An 11,439-nucleotide genomic window follows, 5' to 3' on the forward strand; every position below is an offset into this window, starting at 1 on the left:
TAAATAATCACCTTGAAATAGTAGCTACTACTTTTTCATCTTTTGGAGAAAACCCATAATCTGCTGGTTTTGTTTTTTCAACGCATCTATCTCAGCCTGCATCTTAGCCATTTGCTGTTTCAGAGCTTGGATTTCCCCTGCTGCTGCTCCATCGCTCGCTGCTGCCGCTGGTGCTGCTGCTGGTGCTGCTGCTGGGGCTGCCGCTGGTGCTGCCGCTGGTGCTGCCGCTGGTGCTGCTTTAGCCGCAGGCGCGACACTCGCTCGCGGTTTTTTCGATTTCTCCTGCGCCGTTTTAAGAGCTGCCATCAGTTGCTTTTGGTCAAACGGCTTTGGCAGAAATTCAAAAAACTCAAATGGTTCCCCAATTTCTTTAGTAACTTCGTCTTTACGACCTGACATTACCACTAAAGGAATCGTCCGCAATTCTGGTTGTTTTTCAATTTCCTGAAAAACTTCCCAACCACTTTTTTTGGGCAGGATGAAATCCAACATAATCCAGTTCGGACGTTCCTTACGCATTAAGTTGAGTCCTTCTACGCCATCTTTGGCTTCGATAATCTCAAACTTAGCCGCAGGCAACATATCTTTTACGGTTTTTCGGATGACTCCGCTGTCGTCAATAACCAGGATTTTAGGCACGACCGATTCCTCTGGCGGGGACTGTAACTTTGTTCTGAAATTAATGCGATCGAGTGGGCTTCTTCACCGTGCCGCACACTGTTGCGCTAACACGGTTTGGAGTTTTTTTGTTTTGTCGGCTGTCCGGTACGAGCAGAGTTTATTGTAACCCTACAGCCGACTCAGGTAGACACGATGGAATCCAAAGTGTTTCAATCAACCATAGTAGTCTTTGTTTGAGCTTGGCATTGAACGATGTTTTACTTGTCTAAAGTAAGTATATAGAAATCCCCTATACTCACAAGCCTTAGTCTGAGTACCGACAATTGAAACTGTCTACTACGACTAATATTTTTATGTCTATCCACCGATCCTACCAGTTCCTTGTCTACCCTAGCAGCATTTTCCCTGAGATGAGCGTAAGTACAGCCCAGGCGGAGTACCCTGACCGAGATTCAAGTGCGGTTGGAGTCCGAGGTGGCTTTCTAACATAATGCCAGTTTAGCTAAAGCTCTACAATTTGAGGCATAGCAATTTAAAAAAAGCCGGTACCCTGTTTTAACGTATAAGTACTCATCTCCTATGCCTTCTGAAGCTCATCCAACTGCCCTAACCCCAAAAGCGGATTCCCAGATGCGGTCTGAAATTGAGGCTATGCCGCCTTGGTTGCGAAGTCGAGGTATTGGCAAAGCCAGCGAAATCTCCACGGTGCAGCGCATTATTAAGCAGCGCCAGATTCATACGATTTGTGAAGAAGGGCGCTGTCCCAACCGAGGCGAGTGCTATTCCCAAAAAACGGCAACTTTTCTGTTGATGGGGCCAGTTTGCACTAGGGCTTGCGGTTTTTGTCAAGTGGATAAAGGTCACGCGCCTATGCCCCTAGACTCCCAGGAACCCCAAAAGGTGGCAGAATCTGTGCAGTTGCTGGGTTTGCGCTATGTGGTGCTGACTTCGGTAGCGCGAGACGATTTGGCGGATGGGGGTGCGAGTTGGTTTGCGGCGACGATGCAGGCTATTGGCCAGCTGAACCCCCAAACCCAGATTGAGGTGCTGACGCCGGATTTTTGGGGCGGACAGGGTGATGAGCGGCTCATGCCAGAGGAAAAACAGCGCCAACGGGTTGCTACGGTGGTGAAGGCAAATCCAGCTTGTTACAACCACAATGTGGAGACGGTGCGACGGCTGCAAGGCCCGGTGCGGCGGGGGGCTAAGTACGATCGCACTCTCGCTGTCCTCCAGATCGTCAAAGAACTTGACCCCACAATTGCTACCAAATCGGGGTTGATGTTGGGACATGGGGAAACGGAAGCCGAAGTAATTGAGACAATGGCGGATTTAAGGGCGGTGGGGTGCGATCGCATTACCTTGGGTCAATATATGCGCCCCTCCCTAGAACATCTGCCAGTGCAAAAGTACTGGACGCCAGCAGAATTTGACAACCTGGGTGCGATCGCACTCAAAATGGGCTTTGCTCATGTTCGTTCCGGGCCACTCGTTCGCAGCTCATACCACGCGGGTGAGAACGTTTGAGAAAACCTGCGTAAAGGTTTGTAACTTGGGGTATAGCTACCAAACCTGTAAATCTTTCTCGCAGGTTGTGCTACTGGGGATCGATTTTTGGTATCTGTTAATCAAGTCACAAAATTAGGAGAATGCCCTATGACTGCTAAAGCTACGAAAACTACTGCTGCTACTCGTCCTTCCACAACACCCCCCTACCCCTATCGCACAGGCTGGTTCCTGTTTCTTTTAGGTGTCAACTTCCTGGTAGCAGCCTATTATTTCCACATTTTGGTATAGTTTCGACGATTCGATCGGATTAGGACTTACCCACTGTTCGGAAAGAAACCGGGTTTCTGGACTGAGATCGATCGCCCAAACGACGTATTCTCTTAAAGAAACCCGGTTTCTGCATAAATCCTACCTATGTTATTAGTGCTGCTCACAGCGTGCCTTTGAACAAACCTTGGGGACGGACGAGCAGCACTAATACCATAATTAAAAGTGCGACAGCCTGCTTGTATTGATAGCCAATGCCTAGCCAGGGAAGGTTGAGGGATTCTGCTAATGCAGTTGATAGGTAGGGCAGCAGTTCTTGGGCGATCCCAATTATAAAGGCACCGGCGATCGCACCGTAAGGGTTACCAATGCCCCCCAGAATCACAGAGGCAAACATTGGCAGAATTAGAAACCAGCCCATATTTGGCCGCACGGCGGTGATCAGTCCATACATACCGCCACCCAACGCCGTTAAAGTGCCAGCAATCACCCAAGTCCAAATAACGACGCGATCGACATTGATGCCAGTCACGCGGGCTAGATCGACATTATCCGCCACCGCCCGCATCGCCTTGCCCATTTTGGTATTCTCCAAGAGCAAGTGCAGCCCGACAATTGCCAGGATTGCTAAAATTACCACCACGATACGGTAAAAGGCTACTTTGACGCCCAGGATGTCTATAGCTGAGGCAACTGGCAAATCATAAGACTGGTTTCCACCCCCCCAGATGAAGATAATCCCGTTGCGGATAAACAAGGCGAGTCCGATGGAGATGATAATCAGAGTGGTGGAAGTGGCGCGGCGCTCACGCATCGGCGACCACAGCAGCTTTTCCGACAACAGCATCCCCCCCACCGTTCCTATTGCCCCTAAAATTAGAGCCAGCCAGATATTTACCCCATTCGTATTAGCTAGCCAGGTAAGATAGGCCCCCAGCGTCATAAAATCACCGTGAGCAAAATTGGAAAGCCGCAATATTCCATAAGTCAGCGTTAGCCCGACTGCTGCTAGGGCAATAATGCTCCCCACGGCAATACCATTCGCAAGTAATTGTGCAGTTTGTTGCAGATCCATAAACAAAATGAAATACCCTAAAAAGAGATTTGAGGAATGTCTGTATAATGCCTGAAATTAGCCGTTTCTTTGGCATAATCATTATCAATGTACTATAACGACCATTCGCCACCGCATTTTTATATTCGGTATGGGCAGCAAAAAGCTATTATTGCCATTCAAACCCTATCTGCGCTGGAAGGAGAACTTTCCCCTAGAGTCTTAGGGATTGTGGTAGAGTGGGCATCCCTTCACCAAACAGAACTTCTAGGAAACTGGGAACGCGCCCGCCACAATGTCACAAACAGAGAAAATACAACCATTGGAGTAATATATGCTTAAAGATATTGTTGCTGTACAACCGTTATAAGAATACAAACTTCACCTGTGCTTTGAAGATGGAATTGAAGCTGTAGTGGATGTGAGTCAGTTAATCAAATTTTCGGGCATTTTTGCTTACCTCAAAGAAGTTTTTTACTTTAATCAAGTGCAGCTAAACTCGGAATTGGGAACCATAGTCTGGCCTAATGAAGCCGATCTAGATCCAGATGTACTATATGCAGTTATCACGGGTGAGGCTATACCCAACTATTCTTCTACCAGTTGCCGCACCAGCATCCCACATAAAATGTAATTGGCAGAGCGAGAAGCTTAAGAAAATATTAAATTCTGTAGTATACCCTTGACTTTCCAGTTGACTAGAGGGTTTAGCTTATAACTATAAGTTCTTCAAAACCTAAAACATGGTTTTGGATACTATTATCCCATTTGCTATCAAACACAAGGAGAATTTCATGGCACTAGAATTGAAAGTTCCTACTATGGCTTGTTCTGCCTGTGCAGATACCATTACTAAAGCAGTCAAACAGGTCGATCCAACTGCTGAGGTGCAAGCTGACACCAAAACTAAAATTGTCAGCATCCAAACGCAACAGCCTGAAACAGAAATTAGAGAAGCTCTAGCCCAAGCTGGATATCCAGTTGGCTAGCACAAAAAACAATTCAAAAAGCGATAGGACTTACGAACAAGCTTAGATTTTGCCCCCCCGACCCCCAAAATTTGGGGTGAGAAAATTCCTGTTATATCATATCCGGTAACATAAAAAATTTGCGATCGCATATCTGCGTTTATCTGCGTTCATCATTCTTCATCTGCGGTTAAATTTTAACCAACGATGACAAACGATGACAACAGAAAATTTACAGATATCACTTATGTACTACCGATGCTACCGCACACGATATTACCCCCAAACTTGGGGCTAGAAAAGTCCTCTTCCCCCCAAACTTGGGGGGTAAGGGGGGCAATTGCGTAAACCTTAATCGAGATTTTTATCTTTGTTTTTGAATTGTTTCTGACCTTAGATCGCTTTTCCCTTGAAAAATCGCATAAGAATTCATGTTTCCTCGCCCCAAGTACGCAATTGTAGATAAACCAACAACAAGGTTACCACCAACAATACCGTTGCGGCAGCCGCTGCATAGCCGAAATCAAACTGAGCAAATGCTTGGTCATAAATGTAGTAAACCAGCAAATTGGTAGAGTTCAACGGCCCGCCGCCAGTGATGACGTAAACCTGCTCGAAACTCCGCAGTGTAAAAATCACAGTAGTGACAGTGGCAAATACTATAGTAGGTCGCAATCCAGGCAGGGTAATATGCCACAATTGTTGCCAGAAATCGGCTCCATCTAACTCAGCTGCTTCGTAAAGTTGCTGTGGAATTGCTTGCAGTCCTGCCAGAAATACCACCATATTAAAACCCAGCTGCTTCCAGGTACTCAATAAAATCAACACAGGCATCGCCCAAGTTGTGCTACCTAACCAAGGAATTGGTTCAATTCCCATAAAATTAAGGAGGGCATTGACTGGCCCTTCGGTTTGAAACAGCCAGCGAAATCCCAATCCAACCGCAACTAAGGATGTAATTGAGGGAATAAAATAAGCAGTTCGCAGTATTCCCCGCCATTTTACGGTGCGGTTCAACAATACGGCTAATCCTAACGGGATAACTAGGCTGGGAATGACGGTGGCGATCGTAAAATAAGCGGTATTACCCAGAACTTGCCAAAAATCAGGGGTCAGCAGTAAGCGCCAGTAGTTTTTCAAACCTACCAGACGAGTGCCAGCTTGAGTGAAGTTACCGGCAGTGAAACTAAGGTAAAACAGGTAGGCGATCGGCCCCAGGACAAAAACGCCCAGTAAAATAAGTGCTGGGGCTAAGAAAACCCAGGCTGCTCGATCATCGTTATCCAACCAAGATTTACCATATACTTTTGGCCTGAGCAATTTTTCCTCCCAGCTGCCATGACTGCTAATCCAATACCAGCTAATTCTACCCCTAGCTTGATTTCACCCGATGTTCCTTGCTCTAGCATCATCCCAAGCTTTCCCTTAAAATTGGGGATAATGGCTTCTGGGAACGGTAGTAATTTTGAGGCAGTTGCCGAAGCGATCGCATCTAAACGACTCCAAGCCCAAATTCAGGCCGTAATTTACAATAATCCCGGTGCAAAAGTGGCAGCAAGAGCCGAACGCTGGGGCGTCCCCTCAGTCCTCATCAATCACCGGGATTATCGCAAGCGCGAAGATTTAGATGCCAAAATTGTCGAGACTTTCCGACAATTCGGCGTCGATTTGGTAATTATGGCCGGTTGGATGCGAATTGTCACCCCCGTATTAATTGATGCCTTTGCCAACCGAGTGATTAATATTCATCCCAGTTTATTACCTAGTTTTAGGGGTGCGAAGGCTGTAGAGCAAGCCCTTGCCTCTGGTGTAAAAATTACTGGCTGTACCGTTCATCTAGTTGTGCCAGAAGTGGATAGCGGCCCAGTTTTGATGCAGGCAGCAGTGCCAATACTGCCTGATGACACTCCAGATACTTTGCACGATCGCATCCAAGTTCAGGAACATATAATTTTACCGAGAGCGATCGCACTAGCCGCCACTCAGACTCTTTCGTAGCAAGAGTTTCTCAAATAGGACTTACGCATTTTATCGCCTCATCCACTACAGATGTAGAGTCAATTCATGAATTGACTCTACATCTGGGGGTAAAAGCGCCTTAAAAGCGTAAGTTCTGTAAAATCTAAAATCTAAAATCTAAAATGTTATGAGATCCTAGAAACAGTCAACGATGGTCAATAGAGTTTGAGCAGAATGGAACAACCACGGAAGTCAACAGTCGTAATCACGGGTGCCTCATCAGGAGTCGGCTTGTATGGTGCAAAAGCACTTGCCCAAAGGGGATGGCACGTGGTAATGGCCTGTAGAGATTTAGAGAAAGCACAAAAAGCAGCCGAAACAGTAGGAATGCCCCAAGGCAGCTACACCCTCATACATATCGATTTAGGTTCCTTACAGAGCGTTCGACGGTTTGTAGAGAACTTCAGGGCACGGGGGCTGTCCTTGGACGCTTTGGTGTGCAACGCCGCAATTTATATGCCCTTATTAAAAGAGCCTTTGCGAAGCCCAGAAGGCTACGAATTGACTGTTACCACCAATCATCTCGGTCATTTCCTCCTGTGCAAGATCATGCTGGAAGACCTGAAGAGATCATCATATCGCGATCGCAGACTCGTCATTTTAGGAACCGTCACCCACAATCCAGACGAACTGGGCGGCAAAATTCCCCCACAGCCAGACTTAGGAAATCTCGATGGCTTTGCAGCAGGATTTAAAGAACCGATATCGATGATTGACGGCAAAGAATTTGAACCCGTCAAAGCCTACAAAGACAGCAAAGTCTGCAACATATTGACCGTGCGAGAACTGCATCGGCGCTATCACGATTCAACAGGCATCACTTTCACTTCTCTCTATCCCGGATGCGTTGCCGAAACGCCCCTATTCCGCAACCACTATCCCCTATTTCAGACACTCTTCCCATTGTTCCAGAAGTACATCACAGGAGGGTATGTCTCTCAAGAATTGGCAGGCGAACGGGTTGCAGCAGTAGTCGCCGACCCTGAATATAGACAATCCGGTGCCTACTGGAGTTGGGGGAATCGCCAGAAGAAAGATCGCAAATCCTTTGTTCAAAAAGTCTCTCCCCAAGCACGCGATGATGAAAAAGCTGAGCGTATGTGGGAAATGAGCGCCAAGCTAGTTGGACTTGCGTGAAACCACCCACTCCTAGAACGCGAAGGGATCTAACTGCTTAGATACCTCTTCCTGCCTCTCCCAAATCGGTACAACATCCAGGATATCCTAACGGGGCGACAACAATCAGCAAAACCCTTACTGCGTGCTGGTTTTGCTGATTGTTGTCAAAAAAGGATAGGTCTTTTATTCTTAACAAGACCTACTTATTAAATGAGAATAATGAAATCATTAACTAAATTTTACACTGAACACCTCAAAACACAACTATCTCGATCCGAGTTTTTGATTTTATTTATCTTTAGTTCGGTTGTTTTCAACGGAGAGGGTGGGATTTGAACCCACGTTAACGTTACCGCTAAAGCGCATTTCGAGTGCGCCGCATTCAACCACTCTGCCACCTCTCCAATAGGTGCGATATATATCTTAGCACTTTGGCAGCGATTTGTCAGCTTTTTAAAACAGGGAAGTTTCGTTTTCTGTTGATTCCCGCGTTGTCTCAAATCCCCCGCTTGGAGTCCATTGGATGGCTCCATCGCGTCCTGTGCTGTAAACTTGTGCTTTAGCTTTACGCAACTGGGTAGCAGTATCTAAATCAACTGAGTTAGATGAAGCGATCGCTACTCCTGGTTGTACCACTTTTAGCAAATTTGGCGTTAAACGCTCTCCAGACCACCAAAGCGCTAGAGACCTTGGCAATCCTCCTTGGATTGCTAACGCCTTTTGTCGATCTGGCTGAAGATGCCCAAGCAATAACCAACTCTGTTCTTTAATCTGGAACTGCAACACAGGCAATTCAGCATTGATCAACTTAACCGTTGTGGAACCAATTTGCACAGTTTGACCAGTTGTCAAAGTTTGGTAAATTCCTTGACGGGCTTGCACTGCGCCCAAAATAGAAGACTGATTGGTAGAGTCTGCTTTTGGGCCGGGATTATCGTAAAAAGTCGCAATAGGTAAACGATCTAAAATTGTAACCCATCCACTATTCGCCGTCTGCTGGGAGTTGGCAGCGTTCGCCTCAGTGCGGATCGCCCAATCAATTTTATTAATGCCTTCCTGCTGCAAAAAAGGTAGCACGGCAAAACGGGCTGTATTGGCATCTCCACTATTAATTAATGCAACTTGTCCATTCTCTTGGATTAACATTACAGGTTCTCTAGCTGTTGCCAGTACAGTTACTCTAAATAACGTGGCTTTGGTTTGCCAAACTGGGATAATGACTAGAGCGATCGCCATAATTCCAGCCAACCACCAACGCCGATGCAACCAACGCACAAGCCAAACTAAGCAAATCAGCCCGTAGAGTGCAATCAACTGTACAGTAGAAATAGCTCCAACAGCTACAGAATTTCCTGGTAACTTGCCAAAAAATTCGACTAATAAAATTAACCAGTGCGCGGGGTAGTATAGCAGCCAAGCTAAAGCGCTTCCTGCCAAGGGCCAAACCAATGCTGCGATCGCGCTGATAAATCCACCGATGCTAATAATTGTGACAAGTATTGTACTGATTACATTTACCAGGATGCTGTAAGGAGAAATTACTTTAAAGGCATATAATTGCAGTGGTAGCGTCCACAAGGAAGCTGCAATAGGAATCGCTATAACCGAAGCGAATAGTGGCGGTAACCAGTCCAGTCCTTTCATTAAGGCTGGCACTGTTACCAACAATCCCAACGTTGCCAGAAAACTCAGTTGAAAACTCAAATCCCTAATCCAGAGGGGATCGAACAGGAGTAAAAGGGTGGCACTAATTAGCAACGAGTTCAATGGCTTCATTTTCCGCTGCGCTACAAGAGCAATTAATGCCCCAAATCCCATGACCGCAGCTCGCAGCACTGGTGCTTGTGGCCCTGACAAACCCAGAAAAAAAGCTAGAGCTAGAACGCCGCTGCCAAATTGCGTCCGCGCTGACAACCGTCTGGTCAGCGTTAAGACAATGCCCAGAATCAAGGATACTTGAAAGCCAGATGCTGCTAAAGCATGAGCTAAACCAACTCTGGCAAACATATCTCTGATTTGGGGAGACAGGTACAAGTTTACTGTCTGGCTTCCCAGAACCATCGCACTGACAAATGGTCCTTCGGGGACGCCCAACCAACGAGTTTGGGAGCGGATAATTCTCTGTCGGATAGTCCACCATCCCCATTGGGAAGCTGTCTCTTCATCGGCAAAACTTACCTGACGACCTTTAAGACCTGCAAAAGCGCCTTCTTGAGCTAGGTAAGCTTTAAAATCAAAGCCGCCTGGATTTGCGGCGGGTTCGGGTTTGTATAGAGTGCCTGTAACTGCGATCGCTTCATCTGGATATAGAGCAGTACCTTGTAGTAAGGGCACTGTCACGTATAGCTTCCCCGTGACTTCTTTGCCTATATCCATCGGGCGATCGCTTCCGACAACTTCGTCTAATTGAGTTGCCTTTAACCAAAACTGAACTCTTTGATTTCGGGTAAGGCGGGGCATACTTTCAACTTTACCCCGTACCGTGACCACCTGTTGCAGAGCCCGATCGTTCTGGCTAATATCATTAGCCGCCGGATGTGGCACCCTTGCCTGGAAATATAGGCTTGCTAGCAATCCCACAAAACCAGCTGCCAGCCATAACCACGATTTGGGGCCTTTTCGCCACAAACGCGGCAGGACTGCTGCGGCTCCGACCCCTAAAGCCAGTACAGCATAACCTCCCCAGGTAAATGCTGTAGACAATAGGCCAATAATATAGGCCAGACACAGAATAACACCGCTGGTGGCTGCACTCATGATCGGTTCTTAGAAAGCCTTTTCAGTTGCTGTTTTTACGATACCAGTTGAACTGATGACTGCTGTTCAGTCTGCTGTCCTCTCAGTAATGGAAAACCCAACTTCTCCCGTTGTTGTAAGTAAAGTTGGGCCACTTGTCGGGCTAGGTGGCGAATTCTGCCGATGTAGCGAGTCCGCTCAGTTACCGAAATAACTCCTCTAGCATCCAACAAGTTAAAAGTATGAGAACACTTGAGAACGTAGTCAAGACTTGGTAGAACAAGTTCTCGTCCAATTAATTGATCTGCTTCCTGCTGATAAAGGTTAAACAGGGTGAAGAGCATATCTGGATTGGAAGCCTCAAAGTTATAGATACACTGTTCTATCTCACCCTGGAGGTGAACATCTCCATAAGTAAGCTCATCCGTCCAGCGAATCTTAGCGATCGCATCCGTCTCTTGAAGATACATCGCCAGTCGCTCCAGTCCGTATGTGATTTCGATGGAGACTGGACGACAATCAATACCTCCACACTGCTGGAAGTAAGTAAATTGGGTGATCTCCATCCCATCTAGCCAGACCTCCCAACCTACTCCCCACGCTCCTACCGCTGCATCCTCCCAGTTATCTTCCACAAAGCGAATATCGCGATCTTCTGGACGGATACCCAGCGCCCTAAGAGAATCCAGATAAATTTCTTGGATATTCGGAGGCGTTGGCTTAATCAGTACTTGGTACTGGTAGTAGTGCTGATAGCGGTTCGGATTTTCCCCATAGCGTCCATCCCCAGGACGGCGACAAGGCTCGACATACGCGACTGACCAAGGCTCTGGCCCGATCGCTCTTAAAAATGTATGAGGATTTTTGGTGCCTGCTCCTTTCTCTATATCGTAGGGCTGGGCAATGAGGCAGCTGCGATCGCTCCAAAACTGATTTAGCTGGGCAATGATCGACTGAAAGTTCACAGATTTTTTCCCCGCAAGAGTAGCCAGCTGTTTGATTTACTCAATCATTGTGCCCTAAAAACCTTCGCCTGAGCGGTTTTGAGACTTTATCAAACTTTTTTGACTTTTCCCCTTGACAGGAGATTGTAGAGTTGTTATATTGATTAAGCGGTCGGAAAAGCACAGCGCAAGCGAAGCGAAA

11 protein-coding genes, 1 tRNA gene and 1 pseudogene are annotated in these 11,439 nt (G+C 46.8%); 7 read left to right on the forward strand and 6 right to left on the reverse strand.

What is annotated here, in order from left to right; translation table 11 throughout:
• Positions 1-27: 27 nt before the first annotated feature.
• Positions 28-639: a response regulator gene (locus LAY41_RS29565; protein WP_338023074.1), complete on the reverse strand. Its 612-nt coding sequence runs from the start codon at positions 637-639 to the stop codon at positions 28-30.
• 561 nt (positions 640-1,200) lie between these two features.
• Between LAY41_RS29565 and lipA the strand changes: the two genes are divergently transcribed.
• Both lipA and psaX read left to right on the forward strand, forming a co-directional pair.
• Positions 1,201-2,148 (forward strand): lipoyl synthase, encoded by a 948-nt coding sequence (gene lipA / locus LAY41_RS29570; RefSeq protein ID WP_249105899.1) that lies wholly within the window; start codon positions 1,201-1,203, stop codon positions 2,146-2,148.
• Positions 2,149-2,277: 129 nt separating this feature from the next.
• Positions 2,278-2,418, forward strand: a complete 141-nt coding sequence (gene psaX, locus LAY41_RS29575; RefSeq protein WP_249105902.1) for a photosystem I protein PsaX — start codon at positions 2,278-2,280, stop codon at positions 2,416-2,418.
• Positions 2,419-2,560: 142 nt separating this feature from the next.
• Here the strand turns inward: psaX and LAY41_RS29580 are convergent, their stop codons facing one another.
• Entirely contained in the window at positions 2,561-3,472 is a 912-nt protein-coding gene (locus LAY41_RS29580; protein WP_249105904.1) for a branched-chain amino acid ABC transporter permease, read from the reverse strand.
• A gap of 87 nt (positions 3,473-3,559) precedes the next feature.
• Between LAY41_RS29580 and LAY41_RS29585 the strand changes: the two genes are divergently transcribed.
• The 3 genes and pseudogenes from LAY41_RS29585 (at position 3,560) to LAY41_RS29595 (ending at position 4,440) form a co-directional block, all read left to right on the forward strand.
• Positions 3,560-3,793 carry a DUF4160 domain-containing protein gene (locus LAY41_RS29585; protein WP_249105906.1) on the forward strand — a complete coding sequence of 78 codons (234 nt, stop codon included), beginning with the start codon at positions 3,560-3,562 and terminating at the stop codon, positions 3,791-3,793.
• A 40-nt stretch (positions 3,794-3,833) separates the two neighbouring features.
• A pseudogene (locus LAY41_RS29590) lies at positions 3,834-4,085 on the forward strand (DUF2442 domain-containing protein); the annotation flags it as partial.
• 160 nt (positions 4,086-4,245) lie between these two features.
• Complete coding sequence (locus LAY41_RS29595) at positions 4,246-4,440, forward strand: heavy-metal-associated domain-containing protein (RefSeq protein WP_249105911.1); 195 nt, start codon at positions 4,246-4,248, stop codon at positions 4,438-4,440.
• 408 nt (positions 4,441-4,848) lie between these two features.
• On the opposite strand, the gene LAY41_RS29600 is transcribed toward LAY41_RS29595, so the two are convergent.
• The gene (locus LAY41_RS29600; protein WP_249105914.1) at positions 4,849-5,739 is read right to left on the reverse strand and encodes a carbohydrate ABC transporter permease; all 891 of its coding nucleotides are present in this window, start codon (positions 5,737-5,739) and stop codon (positions 4,849-4,851) included.
• 18 nt (positions 5,740-5,757) lie between these two features.
• Between LAY41_RS29600 and purN the strand changes: the two genes are divergently transcribed.
• Both purN and LAY41_RS29610 read left to right on the forward strand, forming a co-directional pair.
• On the forward strand, positions 5,758-6,417 hold the full coding sequence (purN, locus tag LAY41_RS29605) for a phosphoribosylglycinamide formyltransferase (protein WP_249105918.1): 660 nt from the start codon (positions 5,758-5,760) through the stop codon (positions 6,415-6,417).
• Positions 6,418-6,612: 195 nt separating this feature from the next.
• Positions 6,613-7,575, forward strand: coding sequence for a protochlorophyllide reductase (locus tag LAY41_RS29610; protein ID WP_249105920.1), 963 nt, complete (start codon positions 6,613-6,615; stop codon positions 7,573-7,575).
• Positions 7,576-7,874: 299 nt separating this feature from the next.
• Here the strand turns inward: LAY41_RS29610 and LAY41_RS29615 are convergent.
• The 3 genes from LAY41_RS29615 to glyQ all read right to left on the reverse strand — a co-directional run bounded on the left by LAY41_RS29615 (position 7,875) and on the right by glyQ (position 11,258).
• A tRNA-Ser gene (locus tag LAY41_RS29615) sits at positions 7,875-7,961 on the reverse strand.
• A 49-nt stretch (positions 7,962-8,010) separates the two neighbouring features.
• On the reverse strand, positions 8,011-10,314 hold the full coding sequence (locus tag LAY41_RS29620; protein ID WP_249105923.1) for a ComEC/Rec2 family competence protein: 2,304 nt from the start codon (positions 10,312-10,314) through the stop codon (positions 8,011-8,013).
• Positions 10,315-10,349: 35 nt separating this feature from the next.
• Complete coding sequence (gene glyQ, locus LAY41_RS29625; protein WP_249105926.1) at positions 10,350-11,258, reverse strand: glycine--tRNA ligase subunit alpha; 909 nt, start codon at positions 11,256-11,258, stop codon at positions 10,350-10,352.
• Between the last annotated feature and the right edge of the window lie 181 nt (positions 11,259-11,439).

The sequence above is a fragment of the Argonema galeatum A003/A1 genome (assembly GCF_023333595.1).
GTDB lineage: Bacteria > Cyanobacteriota > Cyanobacteriia > Cyanobacteriales > Aerosakkonemataceae > Argonema > Argonema galeatum.

What these genes read in the sequence shown, in the direction of transcription:
- lipA (WP_249105899.1), top strand. Translation starts at nt 1,201, where the DNA reads ATGCCTTCTGAAGCTCATCCAACTGCCCTAACCCCAAAAGCGGATTCC.
- psaX (WP_249105902.1), top strand. Translation starts at nt 2,278, where the DNA reads ATGACTGCTAAAGCTACGAAAACTACTGCTGCTACTCGTCCTTCCACA.
- LAY41_RS29580 (WP_249105904.1), bottom strand. Translation starts at nt 3,472, where the DNA reads ATGGATCTGCAACAAACTGCACAATTACTTGCGAATGGTATTGCCGTG.
- LAY41_RS29585 (WP_249105906.1), top strand. Translation starts at nt 3,560, where the DNA reads ATGTACTATAACGACCATTCGCCACCGCATTTTTATATTCGGTATGGG.
- LAY41_RS29595 (WP_249105911.1), top strand. Translation starts at nt 4,246, where the DNA reads ATGGCACTAGAATTGAAAGTTCCTACTATGGCTTGTTCTGCCTGTGCA.
- purN (WP_249105918.1), top strand. Translation starts at nt 5,758, where the DNA reads ATGACTGCTAATCCAATACCAGCTAATTCTACCCCTAGCTTGATTTCA.
- LAY41_RS29610 (WP_249105920.1), top strand. Translation starts at nt 6,613, where the DNA reads ATGGAACAACCACGGAAGTCAACAGTCGTAATCACGGGTGCCTCATCA.
- LAY41_RS29620 (WP_249105923.1), bottom strand. Translation starts at nt 10,314, where the DNA reads ATGAGTGCAGCCACCAGCGGTGTTATTCTGTGTCTGGCCTATATTATT.